14 protein-coding genes are annotated in these 14,350 nt (G+C 74.6%); 9 read left to right on the top strand and 5 right to left on the bottom strand.

Annotation, left to right across the window (positions count from 1 at the left end):
- Positions 1 to 370: 370 nt before the first annotated feature.
- Complete coding sequence (locus VF746_10970) at positions 371 to 826, bottom strand: hypothetical protein (GenBank protein ID HEX8692934.1); 456 nt, start codon at positions 824 to 826, stop codon at positions 371 to 373.
- 123 nt (positions 827 to 949) lie between these two features.
- On the opposite strand from VF746_10970, the gene VF746_10965 reads away from it, so the two are divergent.
- Together VF746_10965 and VF746_10960 are read left to right on the top strand one after the other, a co-directional pair.
- Entirely contained in the window at positions 950 to 2,335 is a 1,386-nt protein-coding gene (locus VF746_10965; GenBank protein HEX8692933.1) for a CCA tRNA nucleotidyltransferase, read from the top strand.
- A gap of 287 nt (positions 2,336 to 2,622) precedes the next feature.
- Complete coding sequence (locus tag VF746_10960) at positions 2,623 to 3,135, top strand: DinB family protein (protein HEX8692932.1); 513 nt, start codon at positions 2,623 to 2,625, stop codon at positions 3,133 to 3,135.
- A 141-nt stretch (positions 3,136 to 3,276) separates the two neighbouring features.
- Here VF746_10960 and VF746_10955 read toward each other — a convergent pair whose 3' ends face one another.
- Both VF746_10955 and VF746_10950 read right to left on the bottom strand, forming a co-directional pair.
- A complete protein-coding gene (locus tag VF746_10955) occupies positions 3,277 to 4,884 on the bottom strand; it encodes an FAD-linked oxidase C-terminal domain-containing protein (GenBank protein ID HEX8692931.1) in 1,608 nt (535 codons plus the stop codon).
- Positions 4,885 to 5,110: 226 nt separating this feature from the next.
- A complete protein-coding gene (locus VF746_10950) occupies positions 5,111 to 5,551 on the bottom strand; it encodes a transcriptional repressor (protein HEX8692930.1) in 441 nt (146 codons plus the stop codon).
- Positions 5,552 to 6,069: 518 nt separating this feature from the next.
- On the opposite strand from VF746_10950, the gene VF746_10945 reads away from it, so the two are divergent.
- On the top strand, positions 6,070 to 7,020 hold the full coding sequence (locus VF746_10945) for a LamG domain-containing protein (GenBank protein ID HEX8692929.1): 951 nt from the start codon (positions 6,070 to 6,072) through the stop codon (positions 7,018 to 7,020).
- Positions 7,021 to 7,285: 265 nt separating this feature from the next.
- Entirely contained in the window at positions 7,286 to 8,152 is an 867-nt protein-coding gene (locus VF746_10940; GenBank protein HEX8692928.1) for a hypothetical protein, read from the top strand.
- Positions 8,153 to 8,671: 519 nt separating this feature from the next.
- Here VF746_10940 and VF746_10935 read toward each other — a convergent pair.
- Entirely contained in the window at positions 8,672 to 9,139 is a 468-nt protein-coding gene (locus VF746_10935) for a hypothetical protein (GenBank protein HEX8692927.1), read from the bottom strand.
- Positions 9,140 to 9,222: 83 nt separating this feature from the next.
- Complete coding sequence (locus tag VF746_10930; GenBank protein ID HEX8692926.1) at positions 9,223 to 9,792, bottom strand: GNAT family N-acetyltransferase; 570 nt, start codon at positions 9,790 to 9,792, stop codon at positions 9,223 to 9,225.
- A 153-nt stretch (positions 9,793 to 9,945) separates the two neighbouring features.
- Between VF746_10930 and VF746_10925 the strand changes: the two genes are divergently transcribed.
- From VF746_10925 to coaD, 5 genes are all read left to right on the top strand, one after another.
- The gene (locus tag VF746_10925) at positions 9,946 to 10,107 is read left to right on the top strand and encodes a hypothetical protein (protein HEX8692925.1); all 162 of its coding nucleotides are present in this window, start codon (positions 9,946 to 9,948) and stop codon (positions 10,105 to 10,107) included.
- Positions 10,108 to 10,661: 554 nt separating this feature from the next.
- A complete protein-coding gene (recJ, locus tag VF746_10920; GenBank protein HEX8692924.1) occupies positions 10,662 to 12,386 on the top strand; it encodes a single-stranded-DNA-specific exonuclease RecJ in 1,725 nt (574 codons plus the stop codon).
- 40 nt (positions 12,387 to 12,426) lie between these two features.
- Complete coding sequence (locus VF746_10915; GenBank protein HEX8692923.1) at positions 12,427 to 12,810, top strand: hypothetical protein; 384 nt, start codon at positions 12,427 to 12,429, stop codon at positions 12,808 to 12,810.
- A 215-nt stretch (positions 12,811 to 13,025) separates the two neighbouring features.
- Positions 13,026 to 13,553, top strand: coding sequence for a 16S rRNA (guanine(966)-N(2))-methyltransferase RsmD (gene rsmD, locus VF746_10910; GenBank protein HEX8692922.1), 528 nt, complete (start codon positions 13,026 to 13,028; stop codon positions 13,551 to 13,553).
- Positions 13,550 to 14,050, top strand: coding sequence for a pantetheine-phosphate adenylyltransferase (gene coaD, locus VF746_10905; GenBank protein ID HEX8692921.1), 501 nt, complete (start codon positions 13,550 to 13,552; stop codon positions 14,048 to 14,050). The genes rsmD and coaD overlap by 4 nt, the downstream gene beginning before the upstream one ends.
- Positions 14,051 to 14,350 lie beyond the last annotated feature (300 nt).

Raw genomic sequence — 14,350 nt, 5'->3', positions numbered from 1 at the left:
CGCGCGGGTGGATGCCGTACGCGTCCAGCGCCCCGCCGAAGACCAGGACGTCGGCGACCTCCAGCCCCCACATCACCAGGAGCATGCCGGCGAGCACCCAGGCGTGGAGGCGCAGCTCGCGGCTGAAGGAGCGGATCCGGTGGCTCATGTCCTCGGGAAGTGCGGGGGCTGGATCAGCCCGACAACGGTCTCCGGCGGAAGGCACGGAGGCGGAGCGATCCGGGGGTGCCGGGTCTTTCCGCCCGCGAGAGTACGATGCGGCGGCCCCGCAGGTTCCGCCAGTGCGGCGTGGCCGCGCCGCCGGGCCGGCCCGAATGCAGGACGCGCCGTCCACGGGGGACGGCGCGTCGAGAGGGTGCCTTCGGCGGCCTCAGGCGCCGACGGGCTCGGCGGCGCCGGGACCGGCCAGGGCGATGTTCTTGAGCTTCACCGCCTCCTCGGCCCAGGCGCGGAAGCAGTCGTAGCCGAACTCGCGGGCGGCGCGGCCCTGGTCGGGGAAGCCGAAGTAGTCGTGCCAGCCGTGCTGCTCCGCCTTCCACTTGCAGTCCCACACGAAGCGCACGCGCCGCACCTCGGCCGGGGTGTGCACCTCCAGGGTGCCGCGGAAGAACTCGCACCCGGAGAGGCCCCGCACCTCGATTGATTCGATCGGCAGGGCGGGGTATTCTTCCAGCGCCTTGGCCAGCGCGCGCTCCACCTTCACCGGGGGACACTCGCGGTTGAAGCTGACCCGCTCGCACGGCCGGCCCTCGCGCAGGAAGCGAAAGATGGCCTCGCGGAACGGCTCCGTGACGCTGGAGCGCTCCAGCAGCTCGATGATCTTCATGTCTCCCGGGGCGGTTGGGACGGATGGGCAGGGCACAAAGATAACCCATTCGTGCCGTTTCGCCAACCTCTTGCCCGCGCGCCACTTGCGGGCCGCGCCGCCGCCTTCCGTTCCCCGCCGCCCGTGACCGAGCCCCCTGCCGCCGCACCGCCCGCCGACCGCCCCGACCTGCACCCCCCGCCCGAGGTGGTGCGCATCGCCCGGCGGCTGGAAGACGCGGGGTTCTCCACCTGGGCGGTGGGGGGCGCCGTGCGCGACGCGCTGGCGGCCCACGGCTCGCGGGGCGACTGGGACTTGGCCACCGCCGCGCGCCCGCGCGACGTGCAGCGGCTCTTCCGCAGGACGGTGCCGGTGGGGATCGCGCACGGCACCGTGGGCGTGCTGGGGCAGGACGGGGAGCTGTACGAGGTCACCACCTTCCGCCGCGACGTGGAGACGTACGGCCGCCACGCGAAGGTCTCCTTCTCCGACACGGTGGAGGAAGACCTGGAGCGGCGCGACTTCACCATCAACGCGGTGGCCTGGCACCCGCTCACGCGCGAGGTGCGCGACCCGCACGGCGGTCTCCCCGACCTGCGCGCGGGCCTGCTGCGCACGGTGGGCGACCCGCGCGAGCGCTTCCGCGAAGACCGGCTGCGGGTGCTCAGGGCGCTGCGCTTCGCCGGGCGCTTCGGGCTGCGCATCGACCCGGCCACGTGGGAGGCGGCGGTGGAGGCGGCGCCGGAGCTCGTCCACCTCTCGGCCGAGCGGGTGCGCGAGGAGCTGCTGAAGGTGCTGCGCGAGGTGGAGCGCCCCTCCGTGTCGCTGCGCGCCTACGAGCGCTCGGGGGCGCTGGCCGTGCTCTACCCCGAGCTGCGGGCGTGCGTGGGGGTGGACGACGGCGGCGAGGACGTGTGGAGCCACCTGCTGCGCACGGCGGACGCCCTGCCGCAGGGGCTCGAGGGGCTGCGCCTGGCGGCCCTCCTGCACGACCTCGGCAAGCCGCGCACGCGGACGGCCGAAGGGGATGCGGTGGACTTCCCCGACCACGCGGCCGCGGGGGCGGCGCTCGCGCGCGGGGTGATGACGCGGCTCAAGTTCTCCAACGCGGAGCGCGACCGGACGGTGCACCTGGTGGCCCAGCACGAGAGCCTGCCGCGCTCCGACGCGCCGGGGCCCGAGGTGCGGCGCTGGCTGCGGCGCGTGGGGCGCGGCTACGTGCGCGACCTGCTGCGGCTGGAGGCGGCCAACGCGCGCGGCCGCCCGCGCCCCGACCCCGGGCGCCTGCGCGAGGCGCAGGCGCTGGCCGACCGCGCGGAGGCGGAGCTGCGCTCGGGCGCGCCGCTGGAGATCGGCGACCTGGCGATCGGCGGCGAGGAGCTGCGGGCGCTGGGGCTCCCCGCCGGGCCGCGGATGGGCGAGGTCCTGCGCGGGCTGCTCGAGGCGGTGACGGACGACCCGTCGCTCAACACGTCCGGGGCGCTGGAGGAGCTCGTCCGGCGGCGGATCGAGGGCGAGGGGGCGGGATAGACGGCCGTCCGTTCGGCCGGCATCGGCGCCGCCGCGGGGAGCCCCCGCCCCGGACTCCATGGGGAGGGGCTTCGGAGCTTCGCGCGACGGGTGGGCCGGGTCCGCTCGCCGTCGTTCTGGGACCCGGCCACGGGGGACCGGCATTGGCACGAATGACCGCAGGGCCGAAGAATCTTCTCACCCTGCCACGTGGGTCGGGCGCGGTAGCGGCACGGATGCCTGCTCGCTTCGCCCACCGTTGGCTATCCCGGATTTGGCGTGAATCAGAATCAGCGAGGAGAGGACGAATGTCGCAGCCGGAGGTGTGGCTCCGCGGGCCGGTCGAGGGGATCGAGCCGCTGCTGATGCCGGTGGCGCACGCGCTGCTGGGCGCGCGGGAAGACATCGAGCGCGCGGTGGCGGACCTGCCGCCGGAGGACCTGTGGGCGCGGCCGGGGGGCGCGGCGTCCGCCGGCTTCCACGTGATGCACGCGGCCGGGAGCCTGGACCGGCTCTTCACCTACGCGCGCGGCGAGGCGCTTTCCGACGAGCAGCGGCGGGCGCTGGAGCGCGAGAAGGACCCGGGCGACCCGCCGCCCGACGCCGCGGAACTGCTGCGCGGGTTGGCGGAGACCGTCGACCGGGCGCTGGCGCAGCTCCGCGCCACGCCGGCCTCCGCGCTCCTGGACCCGCGCGGCGTGGGCCGGCTGCAGCTCCCCAGCAACGTGCTGGGGCTCCTCTTCCACGCCGCCGAGCACACCCAGCGCCACACCGGCCAGGTCATCTCCACCACGAAGATCGTCCGCGGCGGCGGGGGTTGACCTTCGCCGCGGCCGGTGGAGCCCCGTCTCGTCAGAACCCGGAAAACGGCAGGCCTCACGCAGTGTCAGCAGAGTCAGCAGGGGAGCTCCTCCGCTGACTCTGCTGACTCCCGTGTGAGAAAGTCTTGGTCGGGCGCTGGATCAGTACCGCACCCCGTCCAGCGGGCGCTGGCCGGGGAGGGGGAGGATCACGCCGGGGTTGAGGATGCCGGCGGGGTCGAAGGCGTCCTTGACGGCGCGGAAGCAGGCGGCGAGCTCCGGCCCCCAGATCGTCTCGAGCAGGGGCGCGCGCAGGCGGCCGTCGCCGTGCTCGCCGGCCATCGTCCCGCCCAGCGCGGCCACTCCCTCGGCCACCTCCCACACGACGGCCTCCGCCTCCTCGCGCCACCCCGGCTTCGCGACGTCGACCAGCGGGTTGACGTGCAGGTTGCCGTCGCCCGCGTGGCCGAAGATGACGGCGGGGAGCGCGTGCGCGGCCAGCACGCGGCGCAGCAGGCGGACGTAGTCGGCCAGGCGGGCGACGGGGACCACGCCGTCTTCGATGAACTGCATCGACACGCGCCCGCCCGCCAGCCGGGCGATCAGCGGGCTGGCGGCGTGGCGCACGCGCCAGAAGCGCTCCCGCGACTCGCGGTCCATCGCCAGCGTCACGCGGGCGGCCACGCCGGAGACGTGCGCGCGCAGGCGCTTGAGGTCCTCCCACACCTCCTCGTCGGACGCTCCCTCCATCTCCACGAACAGGATCGCCTCCAGCCCCTCGCGCAGGGGGTAGCCGGGGTCGGCGCCGCCCGCGCGCACCAGGTCGATGAAGGTGCGGTCGATCATCTCGCAGGTGGCGGGGCCCAGCTCCAGGATGCGCTCCACGGCGGCGCCCGCGGCGGCCAGGTCGGTGAACTCCAGCAGCGCCAGCCCGCGCGCCGCCGGCACCGGCGCCAGCCGCAGCTGCGCGCCGACGGTGAGCGCGAGCGTCCCTTCGCTCCCCACCAGCAGGTCCACCGCGTCGCCGCTCGCCAGCCAATCCTTCAGCGCGTAGCCGGACGAGTTCTTCCGCACCCGCGGCCAGCGCGCCTCGACCTCCGCCCGGCGCGGCGCGGCCGCCTCCGCCACGCGCGCCAGGATGGCGGCCAGGCGGGGGTGCTCGCCGCGCTTCCCGCGGACCGTCGTCGCCCGCGTCCCGTCGGCCAGGACCACGTCGAGCGACTGGACCCAGGCGCGGGTGGAGCCGTAGCGGACGGTGTGCGCGCCGCCGGAGTTGTTGGCGATCATCCCGCCGAGGGTGGCGCGCTCGGCGCTGGAGGGGTCCACGGGGAGGTGCAGGCCGTGCGGGGCGGCCGCCGCGTTCACCTCGGCCAGCGTGGCGCCCGGCCCCACGCGCACCGTCCGCCGCGCGGAGTCGACGGGGCCGATCTCGCGGAAGTGGGTGACCAGGTCCACGGAGACGCCCGCGCCGACGTTGCCGCCCGGCATCCCCGTCCCCGCGCCGCGGGGGACCAGCGCCAGGCGGCGGGCGGCGGCCCAGCGCACCAGCGCCGCCGCGTCTTCCGCGTCGCGCGGGACGGCGACGGCGTCGGGGAGCGCGCGCAGGATCCCCGACGCCTCGCCGAAGGGGCGGCGCCGCTCCTCGTCCCACGCCAGCTCGCCGCGGAAGCTGGGGACCGGCTCGCCGGCGGCCGCGCGCTCCAGCGGCAGGCGGCCGGCCGCGGGCCACGCGGCGGCGTCGGGCTTCACCTCGTGCGGGAGGCGGTGCATGGTCGTTTTCTCCTGGACAGGCGAAACCAATCGCATCGCGACCGGCATCGGCGCGTCCGCGGGCGGGACGCCCCCTCCCCGGCCCTCCCCCGCTGCGCGGGAGAGGGAGAACTTCGATCGCGGGGCGGAAGTTGCGGCGGGGCGCGGTCGTCCAGCCCGACGCAACGAAAAACGCTCCCCGGGCGCGTCGGGGAGCGTGGGCCGGCGGGGCTCGGGGCGGAGCGGGCTACCCGGCGCAGTGGGCGCAGTAGCCGACCACCTCCACGCGGTAGCCCTCCACCCGGAACCCCTCGCCCGCCTCGATGCGCGGCAGGCCGCCGGCGGCACCCGGCACGTCGCGGACCATGCCGCACTTCAGGCAGCGCGAGTGGAAGTGGTCGTCGGTGCGCGCGTCGTAGCGGGCCGAGTCGTCGCCGTAGGTGAGCTTCACGGCCAGCCCGCAGCTCACCAGCGTCTCCAGCGCCTTGTAGACCGTGGCGAGTGAGATGTCGGCGATGTCGGCGCGCACGGAGGTGAACACCTCGTCGGCCGTGGGGTGCTCGTCGGTGCCGCGCAGGAAGCGGTAGACCGCGGCCCGCTGCTCGGTGAAGCGCTGGCCGTGGGCCTCCAGGGCCTGTCGCAGCAGCGCCTCCGCGTCTTCGTGGCGCACGCGCGCGATGGTGGACATGGTGGTGCGTCTGGTGGCTGGAAAGCGGCGGTGCCGCCGCGGCTCCACCCGTCGAAGCTACGCCCGCCGCCATGGGGTGTCAACTCTTGGCGGGGCCCCGCCGGGCGGTGGGACGCGGCCGCCGGGGCGGGTTTAGCGAGATGTCCCCCGTCCACCGCAGCCGGACCACTCGACTTATGCCCCGGTGCACGGGCCGGCGGAGCCGAAGACCCGGCGCCGGCCCGCCCGCTCCCCTCCGGGCGACAGTGCCCATGTCGGGTAGATGCCCCTTCGGTGCGCACGCGGTCCGGCGGGGGCGCCGCCCGCCGCCAAATGGTTGCAAGTCGGCATTAAGCGACGCATTCTGTTGGTAGAGACCGCGCCTCGCCTCCCCGCGCGCCCGGCGCCGGCGCCCGGCAGGCGGCGGCCGGCGTGCACCCACCCCGATTGAGCCGGAGGCCAGAATGAGGAAGCTCCAGCCGGACGTAGACTCACCGCGCCGGGAACGTAGGGGCGGGACGGGCCGCCGCAGGAGACGGGTGGTTCCCGTCGCGGCGTGCCTCCTCGCGGCCCTCGCCCAGCCGGTGCACGCCGGCTCGCTGCGGTTCACCGAGAACCTGCCGACCCAGTACGAGTTCGCGGACGTGCCGGGGCTGCACCCGGAGTTCGGCCGCGGCGAGTTCACTTTCGAGATCTGGGTGAAGCCCGACACCGGCTTCCGGGTGGGCCCCACCTACCGCTCGGAGTACTCGCAGCTCCGGAACTGGTCGGAGACCGACAACCAGCCGTACTCGAGCACGGGGTGGTGGCTCCCCGGGAACTGGCTGCTCGACGGACATTCGCGGCCCGAGGGGTTCGACGCGGGCGACACCCGGGAAGGGACGTTCAGCCTGCAGTTCTACGGGGGCGGCCGGCTGCGCTGGATGTTCGCGGACAAGAAGGAGGGGATGCCGCGCGGGATGGTGTGGGCCGCCCAGGCCTTCCCCGCGAGCAGCACGCCCTCGCTGCTGGACGGCCGCTGGCACCACGTCGCGGCGGTGCGCCGCTGGCGCCAGCCGTTGGGGGCGCGGCTGGAGCTGTGGGTGGACGGCCGCCTGGTGGGGTCCACCGACATCCCGGACCGCACCGACATGCGGCGCTTCTGGGACCACCCGGCCCACCCGAACGACCCGCCGGAGCTCGGCGGCTGGGCGATGGGCGCCGAGGTGATGACGGCGTGGAACTACGAGTTCACGCAGTACGAGGACTACAAGGGCCTGGTGGACGACATGCGGATGTGGGGCCGCGCCCTGTCGCCGGAGGAGATCTCGCGGCTGGCCACCGGCGCCGCGCCCGCCGACCGCGCGGCGCTCCTCTCCCACTACAGCTTCGACGAGGGGCGGGGCGACGTGTGCCGCGACCGGCTGAACCGCGGCCCCGCCATCGCCCTGCACCGCTGGGGGCAGCAGAACTGGTCGCAGGAGAACAGCCCCGCCTCGGCCGCCCGGTAGGCGCCGTCCGCCCCGGAGCGGCGGAGCCGGGCCGTCCCCGCGGCGGGCTGGCGCGCTTGTTGAAGCCGCCCGCGTGAGGGATGCGCGCCCGGAGGGCCGGGACGCGGGCGCGCCGTGGGGTTGGGCGCGACCGTGGCCCGGCGCCGTTGGGCAGCGTAGTTTGCTGCCCTACGGCGCGCGCAGCCCGGCCCGGAGCGCAGCGGAGGGACACGCCCAACACCGCAGTTCCAGCAGTTTGCAGTTCGTCCAGGCGAAAACGGAGAAGATGCGGGTGACACGGTACGGGGCGGTGCTGGCGGGGCTCGCGCTGCTGGCGACGGCGGCGTGCGAGGCGGCCGAGGCGGGCGACGTGGAGCCGCTGCCGCCGCTGGAGAGGCCCACGCCGGAGCAGCGCGCGGGGCTGCCGGTGCTCAGCGGGCGCTGGATCTTCACCGGGTTCGAGTACCCGGCGCGCGACACCCTGCGCGTGCGCGAGTTCGTCTACCGGCTGGTGCCGCCGGGCGAGTTCCAGGTGACGGCGCAGCGGCTGGACTCCATCGCCGGGCGGTACGTGCGCGGCGGCACGGCCTTCCCCATGGTGGGGGAGGTGCGGCGCGACGGCATCTTCTCGTTCGTGGCCTTCGCGCCCGACGGGGTGGGGAGCTTCGCGGCCGGCCACGTGGTGAAGGACACGCTGTGGATGGAGCTCACCAGCTTCGCCTCGGCGGCGGAGTGGCCGCCGCAGACGCGCGCGGCGTTCGTGCGCCGGCCGCGCGGCGCGCCCTTCGTACGCCTGCGCGACTACGTCCCGCCGCCGCCGGACACGGCGCGGGACGAGGACGAGGACGAGGGCGGCGAGCGGCCCGCGCCGCCGCCGGTGAGCCCCGAGCCGCGCCCGGCGCCGCCGCCCGTGGAGAGGCCCGAGCGGCCCCGCCCGCGGCCGGTGGAGCCGCCCGCGCCCGAGCCGCCGGCCGTCGACACGCCCTTCGGACTGCCGCCGCAGGACACGCCGCAGCGCCCGCCGCCGCGCCGCCGCCGGGGGCAGCCGCGCGACACGGTGCGGTTCCCGCCGCCCACGGAGCCGGCGCCGTTCCCGCCGCCGCCCACGCCGGACCGGCCGGCGCCGCGCGACACCCTCCGCATCCCGGAGTGAGGCGGAGGCGGGTGAAAACGAATCGCGCAGACCCCGGACGACCGGGTCTGCGCGATTTCCTTTGATTCGTACCCGACGCCGGGCGGCTCCGCCGCCGGCCCGCGCCTCAGACCGAGACGGGGCAGATGTCGACGGGGCACGTCATGTCGCACGAAGGGTTGCAGGTTCTCCAGGTCTTGGGACAGCAGTACGTGGGGCCGATGCACGTGCCCTCGGTGGGCTTCGGCTCGCAGGACCACCACCAGGTGCCCCAGCCTCCACAGTCGTCGTATGTTTCGACCGGGTCCGGGTAGAAGACTTCTCCCGAGTCCACCTAGCCGTGCACCGTGCCTTTCTGCACCGGTGAGTGCCCGGCGACCGCGAACGACTCCACCCGCAGGGCTTCGATTTCCAGCTTCAGCTTGCGCATTGGCTCCTCCTGCCTGGTGAGGGGGGTGGGGGAGGGGGACGGATGGCCTGGAGGGACGCTGCGCCGGCCGCGGGCCGCCCGCGCTTGGCCGCGCGGGCGGCCGGTCTACCTCACTGCACGCGCCGCAGGACGAGGACCTGGGGCAGGCCCACCACCCAGGTGAGGCGCATGCCGCTCTCCGACACCTGGCCCGCCAGGTGGGGCGGCGGGGCGCACGAGGCCTGGGTCCCGCCGGTGTCGTTGCACTCGTAGCCGATCTCGATGGCGCCGTCCGCGCCCAGCGTGTAGGCGAAGCGCGACTCCCGGCGCCGGGTGTCCGGCACGGTGGGGGGCGTGGTGACGTACCGCTCCACGACGTGCTCCACCCCGGTCCCGTCGGCGAAGAGCCAGAAGGTGTCGGCGAGCACCTCCTGCCGCCCCCACGCGCCCTGCACCCACGTGGCGGGGAGCGGGGTGCCGTTGAGCGACTCCACCACGAAGAGGCCGGTGAGCTCGGGCGGGTCGACGGAGCCGCGGCACTGCGCGAGGGCGAGCGCCAGGGCGGCGGCGGCGAGGGCGGGAAGGAGGCGCCGGGTCATGGTGGCTTGCGTCGGGAAGGGTGCGCGACGGGCGGCTCGCTGGACCTCCGGAGAACGCACGTCCGCCGCGGATCGTGACGCGCCTACACCTCTTCCCGCCAGTCCGGGTTGACCAGGCTGGTGAGGATGTGGTCGCACCAGCGGCCGTTCAGGAAGAGGTAGTCGCGCGCGTAGCCCTCCACCGTGAAGCCCAGGCGCCGCAGCAGCCCGCCGCTGCGCTGGTTCCAGGGGACGTAGTTGGCCATGATGCGGTGCATGTTCAGCTCGCCGAACACGTAGCCGATGGCCGCCACGAGCGCCTCGCGCATCATCCCCCGCCCCTCGCGCTCCCTGGCCAGCCCGTAGCCGAGCACGCAGTACTGCGCCGCGCCGCGGTTGAACTGCACGAAGTTCACGTTGCCCACCACCGGCCCGGGGTCCGCCTTCTCGAAGACGAACAGCCGCAGCGAGCGGTCGGTGCGGAACTCCGACTGCGCCGCGTGCGCCTGGGCGCGCCAGAAGTCCTCGGTGAAGAACTCCGTCGCCATGCGCGGGCGCGAGTCGGCCAGGTGCTCGCGGTTCTCGCGGAAGTAGCGGGCGATCTCGGGCGCGTCGTCCACCTCGGCCATGCGCACGACGAGGCGCTCCGTCTCCAGGATGGGCGGGGTGGGCAAGCGGGTCCTCTCCGGTCCGGCGGTCGGGGTGGGTGCGGGAACGGCACCGAAGCTACCATCCCGCCGCCGTGCCGGGAAGGCGGCACGTGCGTTGCTGCTCCGCCGCGCGCCGCACCCGCGTGCAGGCGCAGTCCTTTACGGGAGACGAAAGCCGTGGCAGATCGCGACGAGCCGCCCTTCGAGGGCGGGTCTCAGCCGGTGAAGCAGATGCCGCCGGACATGCCTCCAGGCCGCCCCAGCGCCATGCCCGTGGTGATGGGCCTGCTGATCGTGCTGATCCTCGCCGCCGGCCTCGTCTTCCTCTTCTCCCACTGAGCCGACGCACCTTCGACGGCCAGCTGCAACTGCAACTGCGGGTTCGGGCGTGTCCCTCCGCTGCGCTCCGGGCCGGGCTGCGCGCGCCGTAGGGCACGATACGACTGTGCCCAACCGCGCCGGGCCACCGCCGCGACGATACCCGTGTCGCGGCGGCGTCCCGGCCCTGTCGGGCGCGCATCCCTCACGCGGGGTTTGGTCGCGCGAAGCGCCCCGGGGTCGTAGGGGCGAGCATGCGAGTCCGTGCAGGGTCTGACTCGGCTCGTGAATCCACCTGTCGCGCACGGGCCGGCCCCCGCCGGTCGAGGCATGCCTCGCCCCTGCAAGACCTCTGCATAGACGAGCGAAAAGGCTCCCTCTCCCGCGCAGCGGGGAGGGACAGGCGCCCTCAGGCGCCAGGGAGAGGGCCCCGCCGCCGCGCCGTCCTCCGCCTTCCCGCAACACACCCCGTTGTGCCCGGTCACGCCACGGACGCACCCTGTAGTAGCTCGCCCCCCGAAATCCGTCCGCCGCACCGCTTGTGCGCCCCCGCGGGTTGCCGCTAGCTTTCGGGCATGCTCCTCGCCTCGCCCTCCCGCCGCTGGATCTTCCCCGCTCCCGCCGACGAAGCCCGGGTCGATCGGCTCTGCCGCGAGCTGCGGCTGCCGGGCGCGCTCTGCCGCCTGCTGGTGGCGCGCGGCTACGGCGAGCCCGAGAGCGTCCGCGAGTTCCTGCGCCCGCACGCCGGCCAGGTCCACTCGCCGCTGGTGATGGCCGGGATGCCCGAGGCGCTGGAGCGCATCGTCCGCGCGGTGCGGCAGGGCGAGACCATCCTGGCCCATGGCGACTACGACGTCGACGGCATCTGCTCCACCGCGCTCTTCGTCCGCGCGCTCCGGATGATGGGCGCGAAGGCGCTTCCCTTCGTCCCCCACCGCCTGCAGGACGGCTACGACCTCTCCGACGCCGGCATCCGCGCCGCGGAGAAGCTGGGCGCCACGCTCATCCTCACCGGCGACTGCGGGATCGTGGCCCACGAGGCGATCGCCCGCGCCCGCGCCGCCGGGATCGACGTCGTCGTCACCGACCATCACACGCCCGGGCCCACCCTCCCGAGCGCGGCCGCCGTGGTCAACCCCAACCGCGCCGACTGCCCGTACCCCGACAAGGGGCTCGCCGGCGTGGGCGTGGCCTTCAAGCTCTGCCAGGCCGTGGCCGGCGCGCTGGGCTTCCCCGCCGAGCGGCTGAACGCGTTCCTGGACCTGGTGGCCGTGGCGACCATCGCCGACCTGGCGCCGCTCACGGGCGAGAACCGCGCGCTGGTGCGCTGGGGGCTCAAGGTGCTCCCGCAGACGCCCAACCCGGGGCTCCGCGCGCTCCTGCAGGCCACGGGGCTCGGCGGCCGCCCCGAGATCACCGCCACGCAGGTGGGCTTCGTGCTGGCGCCGCGCATCAACGCCGTCGGCCGCCGCGGCGAGGCCATGCACGGCGTCGCCCTGCTCACCACCGACGACCCGCGCGAGGCCGAGCGCATCGCCCAGCAGCTGGAGGAGGACAACCGCTGGCGCCAGGCCGAGGAAGCGGGCACGGTCAAGCAGGCGCTGGAGGCGCTGGAGCGCGGCTTCGACCCCGCGCGCGACTGGGGCGTGGTGCTGGCCGACGAGCGCTGGCACCCGGGGGTGATCGGGATCGTGGCCTCGCGGCTGGTGGAGCGCATCCACCGGCCCACCGTGCTGATCGCGCTGGGCGCCGGGGAGGGGAAGGGGAGCGCGCGCTCGATCCCCGGCTTCCACCTGTACGAGGCGATGCGCGCGTGCGGCGGGCACCTCACGCGCTACGGCGGGCACCGCATGGCCGCCGGCTGCTCGATCCGCCCCGAAGCGGTCGACGCCTTCCGCGCCGCCTTCGACGCCCACGCGCACGCCGTGCTCGACGAGGAGCGGCTGGTCCCCGAGGTGCGCATCGACCTGGAGCTGGAGCTGCGCCACGCCGACGAGCACCTCGCCCGCATGCTGCGCCACGCCGGCCCCTTCGGCGCGGGGAACGCCACCCCCGTCTTCGCCGCGCGCCGCGTGGGGCTGGTCGGCTACCCGAAGGTCGTCGGCCAGGGGCACCTGAAGCTCACGCTGGGCTCGCACGGCACGCAGATCGACGCCATCGGCTTCGGGATGGGCGAGCGCAGCAAGGAGCCCCTCTTCGCCGGCGGCCCGCTGGACGTGGCCTTCAAGCTCGAAGAGCACCACTTCAACGGCCGCACCTCGCTGCAGGCCAAACTGGTGGACCTGCGCCCGGCGGAGTAGTACGAGAGTACGAAAGTACGGAACCGCGGGATAGCGGCCGATGCGTCCCCTCACCATCGAAGCACGACCCTGGCCGGAGATCGCCGCCTTCTACCGGGGAATCCCGTGGGCGGGAGCGATGGCGGACCTGGCGGAGCGCATCGCCGCGAGCGAGTACGCGCCGGGCCTGTTCGGCGCCACCTCCATGCACACTCTGCTGGTCGCGCAGACGCCCGAGTTCGAGCGGGACGCCGGCGTGCTGCGCGTGGAGCCCGTCGTCGAATCCACGGAGCCGCCGAAGCTCCGGCTCCGCTTCGAGTTCGTGGAGCAGCCGGGCGTGGAGCGCCGCTGGACGCGCGAGTGCGCGCCGGAGGAAGGCTTCGCGACCTTCCTGCGCTTCCTCCAGCTCCAGCGCTGGTTCGTCGAGTACCGCCCCGCGCGGTAGCGCCGCCGTACCGAGCCGTCGTGCGACGATGTGCCCCCTCTCCCCGGATCGGGCGAGGGGGCTTACTTTGCCCGCCGTGCGGAAGCCGGATTCGCGCACGGAAGCCGCGTCGGCACGTCCGCCTGTAGTCCGCGAAGGCGGACTTCGTGTCGTTGTTGCAGCGAATTCATTCGCCCCGGCCGAGCCGGCCGCCGGGCATGATCGTCGGAGGCCGCTTGCGCATCGTCGCGGGGGAGTGGGGAGGGCGCCGCATCCAGGCGCCGCCGGGGCGGGGGACGCGGCCCACCACGGACCGCGTGCGCGAGGCGTGGATGAGCACCGTGGCGCCGCACCTGCCCGGCGCGCGCGTGCTGGACCTCTTCGCCGGCTCCGGCGCGCTGGGGCTGGAAGCGCTCTCCCGCGGCGCCGGGCACGCCACCTTCGTCGAGCAGGACGCGAAGGCGCTCGCCAGCCTCAAGGCCAACGTCGACGCGCTGGGCGCCGGCGGCCGCGTCACGGTGGTCAAGGCCGACGCGCTCAAGTACGCCGCCGGCCTGGAGGCGGGCGCCTTCGACGTGGCCTTCGCGGACCCGCCGTACGGCAGGGGGATCGCCCGCGCGCTGGCGGAGCGCTTCGCCGAGGCGCCGTTCGCGCACCTCCTCTGCGTCGAGCACGGCAGGGACGACGCGCTCCCCGAGCTGCCGGGCGCGCGCACCCGCCGCTACGGCGACACCTGTCTCACCTTCCTCCCCGCCCCCGCATGAGCGACCGCGTCGCCGTCTTCCCCGGCTCGTTCGACCCCATCACCCTGGGCCACGAGGACATCGCCCAGCGCGCGCTGGCGTTCGCCGACCGCGTGGTGGTGGCGGTGGCGCACGCGCCCACGCACGCCAAGCAGGGGATGTTCGCGGTGGACGAGCGCGTGGAGATGATCCGCGAGGCGTTCGCGGACGAGCCGCGGGTGGAGGCGCGCGCGTTCCAGGGGCTCCTGGTGGCCTTCGCGCGGGAGATCGGGGCGCGGCTGGTGGTGCGCGGCGTGCGCACGGTGGCCGACTTCGAGTACGAGCTGCAGATGGCGCAGATGAACCGGCGCCAGACCCCGGAGCTGGAGACCGTCTTCCTGGCCCCCGACCCGGTGCACGCCTACGTCTCCGGCACGCTGGTCCGCCAGATCGCCACCCTGGGCGGCGACCCGGGCCCCTTCGTCTCCCCCGCCGTCCTGCGCCGCATCCGCGGCAGAGTCGGTTCGGGCGGGGGATGACAGGAGTGCGGACAACGACAGGAATTATGCATCGGAGCCACCAGTGGCCCACGTTGTCATCCTGAGGGCGCGTGCGCGGAACTCGAATCCACACGAGAGCTTGTGCGCCCGAAGGATCTACTCTGCGTGTCTGGTGGCCGGGGGAAGTGCGCGGAAGCTGGCCTCGCTCCGGGGTGAGTAGATCCTTCGGTCGCCGCCAGGCATTGGTGCGGAGGATGGTTCTGCTCGGCGGCTCCCTGAATAGAAACTACGGAGCCGGGGTCGCGCTCTTCAGGCGGCCTTCCGCAGTTCCACCTTGTA

Origin of the sequence: Longimicrobium sp. (assembly GCA_036389795.1) — a bacterium.
In the GTDB taxonomy this organism is placed as follows: Bacteria; Gemmatimonadota; Gemmatimonadetes; order Longimicrobiales; family Longimicrobiaceae; genus Longimicrobium.
This window is presented reverse-complemented; position numbering and strand designations above follow the sequence as displayed.